The organism is Paenibacillus sp. FSL R7-0313, assembly GCF_037969885.1.
Lineage (GTDB): Bacteria > Bacillota > Bacilli > Paenibacillales > Paenibacillaceae > Paenibacillus.
The window spans coordinates 3,113,968-3,130,044 of sequence record NZ_CP150219.1 but is presented as its reverse complement, the minus strand read 5'-3'; the positions used below and the strand labels follow the sequence as shown (position 1 = coordinate 3,130,044).

15 protein-coding genes and 1 pseudogene are annotated in these 16,077 nt (G+C 44.8%); 6 read left to right on the top strand and 10 right to left on the bottom strand.

Annotation, left to right across the window (positions count from 1 at the left end; translation table 11 throughout):
• Window positions 1-359: 359 nt before the first annotated feature.
• Window positions 360-1,058, bottom strand: a complete 699-nt coding sequence (sigK, locus tag NSQ38_RS13745) for an RNA polymerase sporulation sigma factor SigK (RefSeq protein ID WP_090915017.1) — start codon at window positions 1,056-1,058, stop codon at window positions 360-362.
• A gap of 325 nt (window positions 1,059-1,383) precedes the next feature.
• On the opposite strand from sigK, the gene NSQ38_RS13740 reads away from it, so the two are divergent.
• A complete protein-coding gene (locus NSQ38_RS13740; protein WP_338588072.1) occupies window positions 1,384-1,734 on the top strand; it encodes a hypothetical protein in 351 nt (116 codons plus the stop codon).
• Between the two features lie 294 nt (window positions 1,735-2,028).
• Here the strand turns inward: NSQ38_RS13740 and NSQ38_RS13735 are convergent, their stop codons facing one another.
• The 4 genes from NSQ38_RS13735 to NSQ38_RS13720 form a co-directional block, all read right to left on the bottom strand.
• Entirely contained in the window at window positions 2,029-2,211 is a 183-nt protein-coding gene (locus tag NSQ38_RS13735; protein ID WP_249912092.1) for a hypothetical protein, read from the bottom strand.
• 209 nt (window positions 2,212-2,420) lie between these two features.
• Window positions 2,421-3,368: an alpha/beta hydrolase-fold protein gene (locus NSQ38_RS13730; protein ID WP_339790014.1), complete on the bottom strand. Its 948-nt coding sequence runs from the start codon at window positions 3,366-3,368 to the stop codon at window positions 2,421-2,423.
• 404 nt (window positions 3,369-3,772) lie between these two features.
• On the bottom strand, window positions 3,773-5,020 hold the full coding sequence (locus tag NSQ38_RS13725) for an MFS transporter (protein ID WP_339790011.1): 1,248 nt from the start codon (window positions 5,018-5,020) through the stop codon (window positions 3,773-3,775).
• Window positions 5,021-5,046: 26 nt separating this feature from the next.
• On the bottom strand, window positions 5,047-5,973 hold the full coding sequence (locus NSQ38_RS13720) for an ADP-ribosylglycohydrolase family protein (protein WP_339790007.1): 927 nt from the start codon (window positions 5,971-5,973) through the stop codon (window positions 5,047-5,049).
• Between the two features lie 503 nt (window positions 5,974-6,476).
• On the opposite strand from NSQ38_RS13720, the gene NSQ38_RS13715 reads away from it, so the two are divergent.
• Both NSQ38_RS13715 and NSQ38_RS13710 read left to right on the top strand, forming a co-directional pair.
• On the top strand, window positions 6,477-7,145 hold the full coding sequence (locus tag NSQ38_RS13715; protein ID WP_091028223.1) for an HAD family hydrolase: 669 nt from the start codon (window positions 6,477-6,479) through the stop codon (window positions 7,143-7,145).
• Between the two features lie 47 nt (window positions 7,146-7,192).
• Window positions 7,193-8,365 carry a mannitol-1-phosphate 5-dehydrogenase gene (locus NSQ38_RS13710; RefSeq protein WP_339790004.1) on the top strand — a complete coding sequence of 391 codons (1,173 nt, stop codon included), beginning with the start codon at window positions 7,193-7,195 and terminating at the stop codon, window positions 8,363-8,365.
• A gap of 244 nt (window positions 8,366-8,609) precedes the next feature.
• Here NSQ38_RS13710 and NSQ38_RS13705 read toward each other — a convergent pair whose 3' ends face one another.
• The 3 genes from NSQ38_RS13705 to NSQ38_RS13695 all read right to left on the bottom strand — a co-directional run bounded on the left by NSQ38_RS13705 (window position 8,610) and on the right by NSQ38_RS13695 (window position 11,242).
• Window positions 8,610-9,500 (bottom strand): hypothetical protein, encoded by an 891-nt coding sequence (locus NSQ38_RS13705; RefSeq protein WP_339790001.1) that lies wholly within the window; start codon window positions 9,498-9,500, stop codon window positions 8,610-8,612.
• A 142-nt stretch (window positions 9,501-9,642) separates the two neighbouring features.
• Window positions 9,643-10,296: a YkyA family protein gene (locus tag NSQ38_RS13700; protein WP_338588078.1), complete on the bottom strand. Its 654-nt coding sequence runs from the start codon at window positions 10,294-10,296 to the stop codon at window positions 9,643-9,645.
• Between the two features lie 37 nt (window positions 10,297-10,333).
• On the bottom strand, window positions 10,334-11,242 hold the full coding sequence (locus tag NSQ38_RS13695; protein WP_339789999.1) for a polysaccharide deacetylase family protein: 909 nt from the start codon (window positions 11,240-11,242) through the stop codon (window positions 10,334-10,336).
• Window positions 11,243-11,464: 222 nt separating this feature from the next.
• On the opposite strand from NSQ38_RS13695, the gene NSQ38_RS13690 reads away from it, so the two are divergent.
• A complete protein-coding gene (locus NSQ38_RS13690) occupies window positions 11,465-12,409 on the top strand; it encodes a DMT family transporter (protein WP_339789997.1) in 945 nt (314 codons plus the stop codon).
• Window positions 12,410-12,472: 63 nt separating this feature from the next.
• The gene (locus NSQ38_RS13685; RefSeq protein WP_339789994.1) at window positions 12,473-13,309 is read left to right on the top strand and encodes a sulfurtransferase; all 837 of its coding nucleotides are present in this window, start codon (window positions 12,473-12,475) and stop codon (window positions 13,307-13,309) included.
• Window positions 13,310-13,418: 109 nt separating this feature from the next.
• Here the strand turns inward: NSQ38_RS13685 and NSQ38_RS13680 are convergent, their stop codons facing one another.
• Window positions 13,419-14,396, bottom strand: coding sequence for a DUF5050 domain-containing protein (locus NSQ38_RS13680; RefSeq protein ID WP_339789992.1), 978 nt, complete (start codon window positions 14,394-14,396; stop codon window positions 13,419-13,421).
• Between the two features lie 232 nt (window positions 14,397-14,628).
• Here NSQ38_RS13680 and NSQ38_RS13675 point away from each other — a divergent pair.
• Window positions 14,629-15,286 (top strand): annotated as a pseudogene (locus tag NSQ38_RS13675) (sulfurtransferase); the annotation flags it as partial.
• A gap of 282 nt (window positions 15,287-15,568) precedes the next feature.
• On the opposite strand, the gene NSQ38_RS13670 reads toward NSQ38_RS13675, so the two are convergent.
• A complete protein-coding gene (locus NSQ38_RS13670; RefSeq protein ID WP_339789990.1) occupies window positions 15,569-15,814 on the bottom strand; it encodes a hypothetical protein in 246 nt (81 codons plus the stop codon).
• Window positions 15,815-16,077: the final 263 nt, after the last annotated feature.

Here is a 16,077-nt window from a genome sequence, read left to right as displayed (position 1 = left end):
TTATATATTAAATTGGTCAATTTACAATATATTCTTCAACATAGATGTAAGTTCCTTTATTTAGGTTATAATCCCAAATAATTAATATTAAATAATCAATACTACTTAGACCCCATTTTAAATATCTTCACAGTAAAAAGGGCTCCCGCTAAAGGCGCCCTCTGGTCTGTTCAGCTATTCCTTATGCTTATTCAATCTGTTCTGAGGATATCAATTAGTGTAATTTCATTTCCCTCTTTGTCCGTACCATTTTCAGAGAGCGCGGTGTATCAAATTTTCGATCTTAATGCATCTCCCTACAAATGCGGAAGGTTCAGAAAGCACCATCTTTTTAACGAAAAGTGCTATCTATCCAACAACTACTTTTGCTTATAAAACTCGTGATACAGCTTCATTAACGCCCGTTTCTCAATCCGTGATACATAAGAACGTGAGATGCCCAGTTCCTTCGCAATTTCGCGTTGAGTTCGTTCCTCCCCGCCTGCTTCCAGGCCAAATCGACCGATTACAACTTCCTTCTCCCGATCATCCAGGATATCTAGATTGCGATAAATTTTGCTTTTTTCAATCTTGAGCTGTACCCGATCTACAACATCATCAGCTTCTGTGCCAAGGATATCGATTAATGTAATTTCATTGCCTTCTTTGTCCGTACCGATGGGGTCGTGCAGGGATACGTCTTTGCGTGTTTTCTTCAGGGAACGCAGATGCATCAAAATTTCGTTTTCAATACATCTCGCGGCAAATGTGGCAAGCTTTGTGCCTTTGCCTTGTTGAAAACTTTCGATCGCTTTAATCAAACCAATGGTTCCGATGGAAATCAGGTCTTCCTGATCTTCACCCGTATTGTCGAACTTTTTGACGATATGCGCGACGAGGCGCAGATTGTGTTCAATGAGCAGATTGCGAGAGTGAGCATTGCCTTCAGCCATAAGGCGCAAATGTTTGGCTTCATCATCCTCAGCCAGTGGCTGGGGGAACGCATTATTTTTGACATACGAGACGAGTAACGTTAACTCTTTAATGAATAGAGCAATTGCGGTAAACAATCCGGGCACAGATGACACCTCCTGCAGTTTTACAACGATCTGGCCTGAGCACATGTGGGAACAGGGTCGATCTATTGTATGTAGGCAGAGGCCCAGAAGTGCATGTACGGGGAAATAGGTACGGGCTATACAGCTTTTAAAAATATTATTTTATGTAAATGGAGTGGGTAGCATATCCAACCTTTTAATATTGTCATTCTCCTTTCTTAATGAATTATCAATTTTATTAAGATACGATAAAAGAAATTTATTCCATTAAAGTTGTAAACATGCTAACATAATAAAGCGCTACTTTTCGACTAGCAAAATAGTACATAAGACTCAGGAGGTTGTTATGGGAACCGTATCACAACAGAAAGCGAAAAAGGAAATCAAGAAAGTAGACAGACTTGGCAGAGCAGTAGTATCCTTTATATTTAGCTTTATTGGATTAGCCTCCCTAGCTTTATTCCATATGGCAATGGAAGCAAATAAAAGCTACAATGCAAATGGAAACGGAATAATGATCACAATTGCATTGGTTTTATTAATTAACGCAACTAGTTTTTTTCTTGGCATGAGTGCTAGACGCTCAACATCGGGAAGAGGGTTGGCTATTGCGGCAATTACTATAAGCGCAATCCCACTGACTCTTATGCTTCTATTAATAATAGCTACATTACTTGCGATGCTTTTAATGAACTAAGCCCTCACTGGGCTTATATTTATTTCATCAGTACTATTGTCAAGTGGCTAGATCCCAGTAAACCATTATAAGTGGTGTTAGATTCCTTAAGTCACAACTGATTATACTTCTTTTGGGTTTATACTTTTATCTACTCTTTTGGTTACATAAATAAGACTTGTTGTTTTGCGAATAAATTTATTTTTCATCTCTATCCCCCTTCACTCTAAATGTCTATTTTAAAGAAAACTAAAAAAAAGCGACACCCTAGGGCCAAATCACACTAAATAAATTTTCAAAGATCTCGCGAAGAATTCACAGACTCACAGAAACTATGGAGCCAACCCGCTGAAGCAGAAGAAATTCTTTTTCCACACTTTCGATAAAATACTTCTTTTCACCAAATAGGACAACATCATTCTGGGCTAATGAAACATCGCTTTTAAAATAGATCACATTGTCCGTTTCACGGAACGCACCTTTGTAATAAAACATCATATCCCTCTCCTTCTTAACAGTACCTATGTAATAAATTAAACCAATACTTACACTCTCAGTAACCCCTTCCTCAAAAATAAAAATACCTCATATGTTCCATTCCGATCACTTGATTCATAACAAAAACCCCAGCTCTGCACAAAACAGAACTGAGGCTGCGGTTTATCCGTCCCAGTAAATATCTGAGAATCCCTAGGAATACCGGTTAATCACTTGAAGATTCGTTGTGAGAACTGATACAAACCGCTGTTCCAGACAGATGGTTCGTGTCCACCAACATCCTGATACCAGGTATGCGGAATGTTCATGCTGCTCAAGCCGTTTTTGAAATTCTGGCTGACCCATAACAGACCGTCACTCGATCCACAGGAGATCCACAACAATTTGAGTTGGCTAGCGACTTGTCCCGGGTTGGAAACCAGCTGCGATACAGATTGCGTGTTCGGTGCAGCCGAGAAGGCCCCTACCCAGGCGAAGGTATTCAGATTTTTCAATCCAAAGTTAAGCGACTGCCCACCACCCATGGACAGACCGGCCAACGCACGACTATTCTTGTCTTTGTACACCGGATAATTGGCCTCGATATGAGGAATCAGATCCTTGAGCAAGTCTTGCTCAAATCGTTCAAACGCAGCCACTTTGTCTGGAGCAAAAATGTCACCAACTGGACGATCGTCCTTCATGGCACGGCCATTCGGCATGACAACAATCATATCTGACAGCTTACCTTCAGAATACAGGTTGTCCAGAATGTTCTTCGGTTTCATGGCGTTTACCCACTCATGCTCATCTCCACCGATACCGTGCAAGAGATACAGGACGTTATACTTTTTATTTTGTGAATATCCTGGCGGTGTATACACCGTCGCTTTCCGTGTATTGCCTACCGTTGTGGAATAATAGGAGATCAGATTGGTATTGCCGTGCGGAATATTGTTACGATACGCATCATAACCCGGCGGTGCAGGCACAACCGGAGTGTTAGCCAGCGCATTTTGTCCCGTATTATCCATGGTGCCGGTCGCTCCCTGATCGATCACCGCCTGAATGGGGGTTGTAGCTGGAGTTTCCTGCATATCGGCTGCAGACGCCATCGTTGGTACAAGGAGTGCTGCTGTGATGGAGAGACTCAGAATCTTGGACAGACGTTTTTTCATCAATATCAATCTCCTTTGGAATATGATTTTCAACCGTGTTCGAACCTCGTAACAGGTCTTTCAGATACACACAAAACTTCAATTGAAAGCCCTTACATTTTAGAGTAAAGTTCCTCCTTTCCACGCATGAATACGGACCTGCATCCTTTGCCTTTCCCAATATGGAAGTAAAGATCCACGATCCATAATTTACAATGAATTCCAATTACAATTTTATTATATCATCTCCCAAGACTTGTACATCATCAAAAAACTTAAATAACTATATCTTATACTTTAAAAAGTATACTTCTGCACACCACCATACCCTCTATTCGCTTCCCCAGCTTCGGATCTCATCATGATATAAAAACGCCTCAACTCTCCGTGTTCAACGGAAGAATTGAGGCGAACCGATTCCATTTTCAGCTTGCCGACGCTGCCTCTACTACCTCAACAACCTCTGGCCCATGATGTTTACGATCCATGAACAGACTAAAGAGCAGTCCTAGCAAACCCAATCCGGCAATAACTGCTGCATACAAAGGTACCGATATAAGACCCGTGTGGGTAATTGCATACCCGCCCAGATAGGCACCACCTGCATTCCCCAGGTTAAATGCGGAGTGACTTGATGTTGTCGCCAGCAGTGGCGCTTCGCGGGTCATATTCATGATTCGAATCTGCAATCCCGGCATGATGCCAAAAGCTGCAACGCCCCACAAGAATATAGTGATTACAGCAAGATAAGGGTTCTCCAGGGTAAGCGTAAGTGCAGCCAGAAGCACCGCCAGTATCCCAAAATTGACGATTAGGGAAGGCATCAGCTTCCAGTCCGCCAGACGGCCGCCAACCATGTTCCCCAAGGTAACGCCGAAGCCAAAGAGCACCAGAATCCAGGTCACATTCTGTTCGGCAAAACCACTAATGTCCACAAGCATCGGCGTGATGTAAGTAAACACGGCGAATAGACTTCCACATCCCATCGCTCCAACAAGCAGAACCAATAATACTTGGGGACGAACCAAATTCCGAAATTGCTGTCCGAGGTTTGCCGGTGCTCCTTGTGGGAGGACGGGAATGAAACGAATGATACCAATCAACGAAATGATGCCCAAGATCGTAATCGCCCCGAAAGATGACCGCCATCCGAGCTGCTGCCCGATAAACGTACCAAACGGAACGCCAATGATGTTAGCAATCGTTAGTCCCGCTAGAACAACCGATACCGCTCCTGCCCTTCTCTCGGGCGCAACGAGCCGCGTTGCCATGATTGAACCTACACCGAGGAACGTACCATGGGCAAATGCCGTTAATATCCGTGCCGAGATTAACAACCCATATGTAGGAGCAATGACAGACAATGCGTTACCGATAATGAAAATGCACATGAGCAGCACCAGCAGTTTCTTCTGTGGAATCTTGTGAGTAAACACGGTTAATATTGGTGCACCTACCGCTACACCAAGAGCATATCCCGTAATGAGTTGTCCTGCTTGTGGAATGCTTACATTCAAATCTGTTGCTACATTGGGCAGCAGGCCCATAATAATAAATTCAGTCATACCAATCGCAAAAGCTCCAATAGTCAAGCATAACAGGGACAATGGAAACGCCCCTCGTTTACCTGACTGTGAAACATGTGGTTGTATTGTGTGTCCAGTCGTGCTCATAGATGTTCTCTTCTCCTGTCTCTTAATCAACGATGTTCTGTCGCCTTCGACCACAAGGCATCTGTTAGTTGTTCGAACGTTACACGCATAGCAAGCTTGTCCCGCCAGTGTGCCGGAATACCACTCAGTCCATAATAAGCACCTGCAATCTGCCCATACACCGCACCTGTAGTATCCGCATCATCACCCAGATTCACAGCTAACAATGCGCCTTCTTCAAAACTTGCCGACTTATGGAACGCCCATAGTGCTGCCTCAAGTGAACGAACCACATAACCACTGCCCTTAATTTCGGGCGGTTCTTTCCTCTGATAGGACCCCCTAACAACCTCTTCAATAGCGGGTGAAAATGAAACCTCTTCCCTCCACTGTAGGCATGTCTCCGGCATCAGCATGACGTTTTTGTTCGCTCCGCGCAGACCAGCAACAAGTATGGCAGCCAGCACTTCACATGCCTCCACGCTTTCCGTTGCAGCATGTGTTGTCCGAGAGCTCAGCCCGGCATAGCGGATCGCCTCGTTCGGTTGATTGGCATAAGCCATCGCGATAGGCGCAAGCCTCATAATAGAGCCATTGCCAGCCGTCATCGGGTCAGTTGATCCGCTGTAGGCTTCCCCAGTTATCTCAAACCTCTCCAAGGCACTTCGGGTGGCCCCGCCGATATCGAAGCAATCGCCTGTGCTGCTCATATACCCGACCTTGTACCAATTGACGTATCTGCGCATCTGATCCGCAGGATCAAAGTCTGCCTTGCGTACCAAACTTTCTGCCAGACATAGAGCCATGGATGTATCATCTGTCCACTGCCCTGCCTCCAGCCCGAATACGCCGCCTCCCACCATATCCGTCACAGGTTCGAACGTGCCTGGACTGCTGAATTCCACTGTAGTTCCGAGCGCATCCCCCACTGCAAGCCCGATGAAGCAGCCATTGAAACGGTCCTTTTGCAGCATGTTTGTCTTCCTCCCTTAGTCCATATACTTTCAGAATCTTTCTTCCATTCTCCCACATGGCCTGATCTGGCGTAAAGCTAATAAAATCCAATCAATGAAGCTCCATTTCTTCTATTATAAAAGTGTCGAAAGCTGTTGAACGGCCTGATTATCAAATTTTCATAAAAAAAGTTTTATTTTTTTGAGCTGAAAATACAGTTTATTCGGTACACCGCTTACATGCAAAGGGGTTAACGGTTTGCAACGTTCATCATTTTCTGAAAACAAATCATATATGTGAAATTTTTCAATGTAAACAATCATGACGCGCTTGACCCCTCAGTTTGTCCTATGTTACGGTTTTATTAGCTTAAAACGCATATTTTTTCCCAAATTAATATTCATTTTCGATTTACTGCGTCAACTAACTTCCCGCAGGTTAATGAATATACGGAAATGAATTTGCAGAAAATTTTCATTCGTTTTTATTCCCAAACTAATTCTGAAACAGGAGGAACAAATTTATGATTAAGGCACTGGTGTTTGATTTCGACGGAACAATTATTGATACAGAGACAGCATGGTATATTGCTTTTCGTGATGCTTACAAGGAACACGGCGTGGATCTAACCCTGGAGATGTATTCACAATGCATCGGTACCAGTCTGAAAACATTTAATCCGTATGAGTACCTCATCACAGATTTGAATCTTCCGATCGATCGGGAAGCGTTCAGGGAATCCGTTCAGTTGCAGCACGCTGCATTGATGAACAAAGAGAAGGTTCGTCCTGGTATTCAGGAATATCTCGAACAAGCACGTGAAGCCGGACTGAAACTCGCTGTAGCATCCAGCTCCAAACGGGATTGGGTTGAACAGCATCTGGAACAACTGAAACTGAAAGATTATTTTGAAGTCATTCGTACGGCAGATGATGTTGCCAATGTGAAGCCTGACCCAGAACTCTACACTCAAGCGCTTGAAGCCCTTGGAGTAACTGCAGACGAAGCCGTAGCGATTGAGGATTCACCTAACGGCGCGCGTGCAGCTGCTGCGGCTGGTATGCACTGCGTAGTCATCTCGAATACCATCACAGGAACACTGGAATTCGATATGCCTCACCAACGGCTGTCTTGCTTGACTGACCTCTCATTTAACGATTTGATTTCGAAGCCACTCGTCACTACCGTCTAAGGTCTGCACGAATTTCGCGATTTAATCCTTAAAGGGGGAGTTCACACATGAAAGCTGTACATTTTGGTGCGGGCAATATAGGCCGCGGTTTTATCGGTCATATGTTGTCCGCTTCCGACTACGAAGTCTGCTTTGTCGCACGTAACCCGAAGAAAATCTCCATGCTTCAAGAGAGACAGGAATACCCGATTACACTTGCCAACAGCGAACAGGATACAACGATTGTCAACAACGTGACGGCTATCAACGTAAGTGAGCAGAATCTGGTTGCTGAAGAGATCGCTTCAGCCGATCTGATCACAACCGCCGTCGGTGTATCTGCACTTGGAGATATCGCAGAGCCTATTGCCAAAGGCATTCAACTTCGCATGAAAAACAATAACCAGGCGCCACTGCATATTATCGCTTGCGAGAATGCTATAGGTGGGAGCACCCGGCTGAAGAAACGCATCTATCCATTTCTGGATGAACAAACTCGCAATAAAGCGGAACGTTATGTTTCTTTCCCCAATGCAGCTGTGGATCGGATTGTTCCGGCCCAAAACCACAAGGACCCGCTGCAGGTCACTGTTGAACCTTTTTACGAATGGGTCGTTCATCGTCCAGCACTTCTGGATGGTTTTAAGAAAATTGATGGCGTCCACTATGTGGATTCGCTTGAACCTTATATCGAGCGTAAAATGTTTACGGTCAATACAGGCCATTGTGTCGCCGCATACTTCGGCTATCTCGAAGGATTCAAGACGATCCGCCAGGTGATGAGTAATTCCACCCTTCGGGCCAAAGTGCGCCATGTTATGGAAGAGACCGGTCAGATGCTTATCCAGAAGCACGGATTCAACGCTCAGAAGCATAACAAATATATCGACACCATACTGGAACGCTTCGCCAATCCCAACCTGACGGATCAGGTCACCCGGGTCGGACGTTCCCCCCTTCGCAAGCTTTCGCCTCATGATCGGCTTGTTCGCCCAGCGCTGCAGGCCAGTGAATTCGGAATTGAAATTCCTCATTTAACTTCTGCTATGGCGGCCGCAATGCTGTTTAATGACAAACGCGACGAGGAAGCCATGAAGCTACAACACATGATTCGCGAAGATGGCGTCTCTGCCTTTATCCGTGAACGCATGGGAATTCCCGACGAACATCCCGTTCATCAGAATGTAATCGCCCGCTATCAGGAACTCAGAGGGCGTAAGGAATCGACTATACTAACCTGAGTAACGGATCAGGGCATGGGTTCGATCCTGCAAACTGAATAGAAGCACGGCCAAGAAGCCGGGAGGAACCTATGCAGCGCATCGCTCCTTCCGGCTCTTTGTCTATGCACGGCACGGTACATCCTATCTATATTGCAGTAACGTTAATAAAACAGCGCATCTCCTCTCTCAAGGAAACACGCTGTTTAGGGAATCTTTTTAATTTACTACATCGTTTGGCTCAGCCTTGAGGCTCATCCCTTTTCTACTCATTCATAATGGAATTGAGAGATGCGTATGCCATGGGCAGGAAACCTTCCGATGGTTCACCAATAGGTGCTTGGATGTGGAAAATGTAACCATTGCCGTCCAGTTCTTTGACAATAAAATACTCTGTTTTCTTATCATTCTGGGACATCATGTACAGTTGCGCATCCTTCATCGGGCCGTTGCTGAGTTGTTCAGCCGTTAACTGCTTCACTTCTCCGGTCTCGGACAACTCTTCCTTGGCATCCATCTTCAGTGCATCCAGATTGTAATTCGCCGGCAGCTTCTCAATCTCTACCTCATAATCCGGATCAATCTTCATTGTTAATTCATGGTCTTCCACATCAAAAGCCATCGGTTCAAACACATACAGTGAATAACCTTTCGCTTGTGCCAATGTCACTGGGCGTTTCTCGGTCATGCCTTCTACCGTCACTTCCAACTCTGATGTCTTCGGACGATCGGATGTTACTGTACCGCCTGCATTGGAACCGTTATTGTCATCACTCGATTCCATCTTTGCAATCTCTGTAAGTACCAACTGTTTCGTTGTTGCATCAATCGTTTTCTCTACATATTTGAAACGAACGGAATCTTCGTCATCGATATCATCCAGAGACTTCTGCAGATCTTCGCTCACCTGGAATGACATCGGCTTCTCATTCACTCGAATCTCAACGGTATGCGGATCAGCCCATCCAGTCAGAATACCTTCTGCTTCTATTGCAGCACTTTCATTCGGTTGTTGCTCCGGTGCTGGTGACTGTTCTTCCGTATTATTCACTGGTGGCTGTGCAGCAGGATTACTGTTCCCACAGGCCACAAGCGAGAATCCCATAAGTAAAACCAGGAGTGATGCACTGACTTTCATTGTATTTCCTTTTCGCATATGAACACCTCCGTTAGCTTATACGCAATGATGCTTGTCCATGTTGCTTCTCATCCATTGGCTTGGCTGTATACTAGTACTTACACGGGAGACAGGCAGCTCAATCATGCAAAATGTCTGAACAGGTGCTGAGTTTCTCGACTTAGCTAGCCTGATCCATCTGTACCAGTTTCGCATTAGCTCCGTTAAATGCTTTGGTCTGAAGGTTAAATTGCTTTCGGAATTCAGCAAGCTTTGCATATTCGCTATTCCGTACCCGAATGGCTCGTTTAAGCTTAACCAGATTAGGTTCTGCACTTTCTCTCATCAGATCATACAACTGCTCATCGGCACTCAGACTCAACTGATACGAAGCAACAAAATTTTCCAATGCACGTGCTCTTGCTTCATATTGATCCAGCACCTTTTCAGCCTGTGCCAACGTTTCTTCTTTTTCGAATGATAGTTCTTTCAATGAACTGCGCAGGGCCACCGTCTTCTCGTTGGTCAGTTTCATGGCCTCTTCCGCCTGCTTCAACAACGTTCTTCGTTCATGAATATGACCTGCTGCCTGATCCAATAGTGCTTCGAGATCACTATTTTTGTTCTTGCCTTTGTCCAAAATAGACTTGTATAACTTCATATCTTCCTGCTCATGACTGGCCAGCGTCTTCAAACTCTGATCGATCTCCTGACCGCTGAGCACCAATTGGTTTACCTGATTTGCCGCAGGCTCCTGCGGATCTCCACAACCACTCGCCAGCAGAATTAGCAATACACTAACTGCCGCAAGCGCCACTTTTTTACTCGTTAGCACCAAAGTCCTTCCTCTCTTGCATCATCTTGTTGTTATATTACAAGCGGCTATCTCCGCTAAAATTGGCTACCCAGTGTGCATCCGGATCGTATACTTCAAACTCGTAACCTCGATCTTCGAGCAGCTTCAGAATACGTGGCAAAGCCTGAACCGTCTGCTCCCGCTCATGCATCAGAATCACTTCCTTATCCCGATGTACACTTTTGCTCACGCGGGCCACAATTTTGTCCGGCTGACCGGGAAGATTCCAATCCAGTGAATCTGTCGTCCAGTCCCACATTTTGAACCCGGCCGCTGCAATGTCACCTCTGAACTTTTCACCGATCTGTGGACTGCTGCCATAAGGTGCACGAATAAGATGAGGTGTAAAACCAATCAAGTCTTGCACCATCTTCTGCTCTTTCTTGAACTCTTTCACAAAGTTCGCAGAGCTGCCGCTCTTATACAGCTTTTTATAGTTATGCGTTATGCTGTGAAGTCCAGGGTAACTGCCTTCTTTCAACAGCCGTTTCACTGCCTCTGGATGCTGGTTCAACTGACGTCCGATCATGAAAAAGGTAGCCTTCGCCTCATGCTGCTTCAAAATATCCAGCAGTTGTTCCGTATATTCAGTTGGGCCATCATCAAACGTTATGTATGCCAATTTGCGAACCTGACCCTGGAACCGTACCGGCTCCTCCTTCGCATCCGGAGTAACTTGTATCATGCCGAGCTTGGCGGGCTGTTCGATTACAGTCATTGGAGGCGGCGCCACAACGCTTTTGATCCAATGCGTCATGCCAAGGAATATATATGTTATACCGGTAACGAACAGTACCAGGAGCATTAGAGCTATGCTAATCCTTCCATACCGGATTTTTCTTCGTTTATGTGTTTTCGTGCGACTTGTGCTAGGCGGAATACTTCCACGTTCTCCCGCTCTCTCTTGTTGGACTCTCACTTTCATGCCACTTCCTTACTTTCATTTTTTCCCGATTATTGGTAGATTATCTCGTTTCATGTCTCTATATAGAAGATTAATAGAAAAATGGATCGGGAGAATGACAGAATAGTTACAAGGCCGGTTACAATCTACTTATCTATTCGTTCTCTTTATCTTTCCTGCGGTTACCTTCTCCTGTATAATGAAGTGATTTACGCTATCAGACTTCAAGAAGGAGCTACACCCATGACAAGCTTGAACCGTGCCGGCAGATCCATCTATCTGTTATTTTTTGTCGGCATTATCGCCATTTCTTTTTCTTCGATCTTTGTACGTTGGTCTACCGCAGATGTTGCGGTCATTGCCATGTACCGTCTATTTTTGACCAATCTGCTAATGCTCCCGTTTGTCTGGAAATACAGACACGAGATGATGCGTCTGAGCTTACGCCAATGGGGCTTGCTGCTTGCATCCGGTGTGATGCTGGCCCTTCATTTCCTGCTCTGGATGGGTTCGCTGCGGCTCACCAGTGTTGCCAGTTCCACAGTTATTCTCGCGCTGGAGCCTATACTGATTCTTGCCGGTTCGGTATGGCTGTTCAAAGCCAAAATTAACCGCATGATGATCATCGGCATGGGCATCGCCCTGTTTGGATCAATTGTCATTGGCGCAGGAGATTTCCAGTTGGCAGGTACTGCCCTGCAAGGTGATATACTGTCTTTGCTTGGCACAATTGCAGTCGCTGTCCATATGCTGCTGGGTCAATTTTTGCGAGCGGGACTTAGTGCATTCTCGTATAACTTCTGGGTGTTCTTCGTAGCTGCTTGCACGCTGGCGGTATATAATCTGATCATGGGCCATCCGTTCGGAGGTTACGCTGCGTCAGAGTGGGGAATCTTCCTGCTACTCGCCATTGTGCCAACGATCTTTGGACATTATCTCTTCAACTGGCTGCTTCAATATATGAATGCCACAACGGTATCCATGGGCGTACTTGGGGAACCCGTATTCTCTTCCTTACTGGCCTGGATGCTGCTCGGCGAATCCCTCAGTGCATTACAGATGTCTGCCGGGGTTGTCATTATATTCGGGGTATGGATCTTCATTCGATATGGAAAAACCAAACCTCAACTCATTCCTGCTGATGCTCCTATCGCTGGCAAAGGGCCTGTTGAACCTACCACGGTATAACGTATTTTGTCGTAATGCATAGTTATAAACGACTCTACCACTCTCATAAGGCGGTGTATTTTGATGAAAAATATTGTATCCATGCGCTGGCTGCTCGCCAGAATGTATGAACCGGATGTGGTCATTGCAGATTGCCGATTCTTGCTCGGTCAGCCGGAGGCTGGAAGACAAGCCTATGAAGCTGGACATATTCCAGGAGCTGTCTATCTCGATTTGGAAAAAGATCTGTCCTCTCCTGTCTCTGCGCACGGAGGACGTCACCCGCTTCCTGATCCGGCTGTGCTCGCAAGTCGTCTCTCCAAAGCTGGCATCGGCTCCAATAGTCGTATTGTTGCTTATGACGATCAAGGCGGGATGAATGCATCTCGTCTTTGGTGGCTGCTGCGCTACATCGGTCATGAACAGGTATATATCATGGACAAAGGTTTCTCCGCTTGGAAAAACGCCAAATTCCCTGTGACCACGGACGTACCGGTTCAGATCCCATCTTCCTTTGAGGTGAATATCCAGCCAGCCATGCTGGCAAGTGTTGAAGATGTGCAACAAGCCTCGGCAAGTGGCAGCTCCGTGTTAATCGACTCTCGCGATGCTCGCCGCTATGCAGGTCTGGAGGAGCCGATTGATGCCAAGGCCGGACATATTCCGGGTGCGGTGAATTATTTTTGGAAAGATGTGTTGGATTGGGATGGACGTTGGACAGGTACTGAGGTGTTAGAAGAACGTTTCAGCAAGCTAGACAAGGATGGTGCGATTATCGTGTACTGCGGCTCCGGCGTGTCGGCTTGCCCGAACGTGATTGCACTGGAAGAAGCGGGATATACAAATGTGAAATTGTATTCCGGGAGCTGGAGCGACTGGATTAGTTATGAGGAGAACCCGGTGGCGGCGGGGGAAAAATAAAATAATTGTAGGAAAGTACAAAAAGCCCACGCTCACCGTGGGCTTTCACTAATGTCTAAAATCTCTTCTTCAATAGTCTATCTGTTTTTTCATGGATCAGGGCTAATTATTATTTTTTCACTTTCCCATCAAATCCAACCTTATACACGGTATCTTTCTTAAAAGATAGGACTGCAAAACCACCCTCTACTTTCCCCAAAAACTGATCATTAGTATCCAAAGAAAGCAACTTGTTCGTTTTACCAGTATAGCGACTATAAACATGTATATCTGTCTTAAAATTGCCTACGTCGTCTTCGGCCTTAAAAGTTGTATAATAGAACTTATTATCGACATATGCTACAGGGTCAAGAGTATACTCCTTCGAGACAAATGTTGTCTTTCTAGTTCCGTTCGGATTTACAAAGACACCTATATAACTGTCATTATAGCGTCCTTCCACCACCTCCGAAAAAAACAAAACATCGCCATAAAATTCGTATGCCGAAACACCTTTTGAGGATATGACCTTAGCTCCTGTACCATCTTTCTTCATACGATACAATTTGTCATTATCATAGTTTTTATAGTATATATACCCTTTATTAATCGTGATAAATTTATCAATTCCCATATCGTTAAAAGGAGGTTTAGACATAACAATCTTTTCCTTTGTGCCATCTGTTCTCATTGAACCAAAAGACAAAGGGGTTTGAAAATCCTCGTCGCCTTTTCTCCTTTTCAAAAAGTAAATCGTATCTCCTACAACATCAATACTTGAAAAATCTGGATCTTGGCTTATATAAGTAAACGCTGAACCATCTTTTTTAATTTTAGCGATCTGAAAAAACCACTCATCTGTCCCGTCCGATACCAAGAAATATATCCACTCTCCAGCCATTTGTGAATCTCGAACATACTTAGGATAAATAGACTTTGTTGTGCTTTGGTTATCTGTGAATGTCGTAACGTTAATTCCAAAGAATCTGCTAAACTCATTTTCACTATCCCAAACTAGAGAATCTTCAGAAGCTCCTGTCCCATATGCAGGTACTACTCCAAACAACATAATCACACTTAACAACGCTATTATATACTTTTTTCTCATCTAACTCTCCTTAAAATATGTATTATTCTACAGTCATTATTGTAAATTGTATTTACATATAACACAATCATTCCCTATCGATTCCGATTTCACTTTCAAAATTCAATATAAATTATTGCTGGCAGAGAAAAGTTTTTTCCTGTATATGGCCAACTTTGGTGCAGGCATGGGTGTTCTGATGATCGATTCCTCCAATACCCCTTCGTTTGACCGCTGGGAAGGGAACTTGTAACCCATGGGATTTGCGCACGGAGGACGTCACCCACTTCCTGATCCGGCTGTGCTCGCAAGTCGTCTCTCCAAAGCTAAATTGCTCCAATGCACTCATTATTGCATACGATGACCAGGGCGGCATGAATGCCTCAAGATTGTGGTGGTTGCTTCGCTACATCGGTCATGAACAGGTGTATATCATGGACGAAGGGTTTTCTGCTTGGCAAAATGCCAAGTTCCCGGTGACCACGGATGTGCCGGTTCAGATCCCGGTTTCGTTTGATGTGAATGTGCAGCCACAGATGCTGGCAAGTGTGCACGATGTGCAACAAGCCTCGGTAACTGGCAGCACTGTGTTGATCGACTCTCGCGACGCCGGTCTGGAGGAACCGATTGATACCAAGGCCGGACATATTCCGGGTGCGGTGAATTATTTTTGGAAAGATGTGTTGGATTGGGATGGACGTTGGACAGATACTGGGGTGTTAGAAGAGCGTTTCAGTAAGCTGGACAAGGATGGTGCGATTATCGTGTACTGCGGATCAGGCGTGTCGGCTTGCCCGAACGTGATTGCACTGGAAGAAGCGGGATATACGAATGTGAAGCTGTATTCCGGGAGCTGGAGCGACTGGATTAGTTATGAGGAGAATCCGGTGGCGACGGGGGAAGAAGACTAATCTTTATTCAGAATACGGAGCTACTTGAATCGTCGAGCCTTGTTTGGCTTTGCTGAGGAATATCGCTTTATACTTCAATATCGCCACATTTGCTCTAGCTGCACTCGTACTGCAATTTAATCTTCAGCAAAAGGTACCAAGATATTAATATCTTTTGTAGTTATGTTAGTTGCAATTTGAGGAAGAAGTGAAGCACCTGTCTGATTTCCGCGAGCTGGCTGAATTGACTTCGGCTTCTCCAGCCCATTTTCATAACGGGCTGGAGAAGCCGGATATACGAAATTAAAGCTGTATATCATTAGCTAGATGACTTTTGACTCCCAACATTATTAAGTATGAAGCTCCTTCAGATCGGCTGTTTACATGTCCACTTGTCATTAAATCATCGATAATATTCATAACATCATCTGAAATAGGAACTGAAACGACATTTTTTTGTATAAGAACTTCAAGCATAGTTTCATCAATTGGAACTCCCATTTGCATTTTACGTTCAAGCTTTTCTTCCGTAGCTTTTTGACTATCCATTTTTTCACACTCCCTCATATCGACATTACATTATTACACATAATTTATAAAGTCATTAGGTCGCGTTTCTCCCCCAAAAATCGAGTAAAATTCTTCGCAAGTTGATTCCTGTGATGTTTTTTCCTATAACACGAAAAGAAAACATTTTATTGCTATCGGACCGTAATCCCAATTCAGCATTTCATAGTTGCACACCACGCTTACCTCATGTAGGACATATGTCTCCTTTTCTACGAAAACGATTAAAAAATCTTTATAATCCA

Coding starts and splice junctions, on each gene's coding strand:
- NSQ38_RS13740 (WP_338588072.1), top strand. CDS start 1,384: ATGGGAACCGTATCACAACAGAAAGCGAAAAAGGAAATCAAGAAAGTA.
- NSQ38_RS13735 (WP_249912092.1), bottom strand. CDS start 2,211: ATGATGTTTTATTACAAAGGTGCGTTCCGTGAAACGGACAATGTGATC.
- NSQ38_RS13730 (WP_339790014.1), bottom strand. CDS start 3,368: ATGAAAAAACGTCTGTCCAAGATTCTGAGTCTCTCCATCACAGCAGCA.
- NSQ38_RS13725 (WP_339790011.1), bottom strand. CDS start 5,020: ATGAGCACGACTGGACACACAATACAACCACATGTTTCACAGTCAGGT.
- NSQ38_RS13720 (WP_339790007.1), bottom strand. CDS start 5,973: ATGCTGCAAAAGGACCGTTTCAATGGCTGCTTCATCGGGCTTGCAGTG.
- NSQ38_RS13715 (WP_091028223.1), top strand. CDS start 6,477: ATGATTAAGGCACTGGTGTTTGATTTCGACGGAACAATTATTGATACA.
- NSQ38_RS13710 (WP_339790004.1), top strand. CDS start 7,193: ATGAAAGCTGTACATTTTGGTGCGGGCAATATAGGCCGCGGTTTTATC.
- NSQ38_RS13705 (WP_339790001.1), bottom strand. CDS start 9,500: ATGCGAAAAGGAAATACAATGAAAGTCAGTGCATCACTCCTGGTTTTA.
- NSQ38_RS13695 (WP_339789999.1), bottom strand. CDS start 11,242: ATGAAAGTGAGAGTCCAACAAGAGAGAGCGGGAGAACGTGGAAGTATT.
- NSQ38_RS13690 (WP_339789997.1), top strand. CDS start 11,465: ATGACAAGCTTGAACCGTGCCGGCAGATCCATCTATCTGTTATTTTTT.
- NSQ38_RS13685 (WP_339789994.1), top strand. CDS start 12,473: ATGAAAAATATTGTATCCATGCGCTGGCTGCTCGCCAGAATGTATGAA.
- NSQ38_RS13680 (WP_339789992.1), bottom strand. CDS start 14,396: ATGAGAAAAAAGTATATAATAGCGTTGTTAAGTGTGATTATGTTGTTT.
- NSQ38_RS13670 (WP_339789990.1), bottom strand. CDS start 15,814: ATGGATAGTCAAAAAGCTACGGAAGAAAAGCTTGAACGTAAAATGCAA.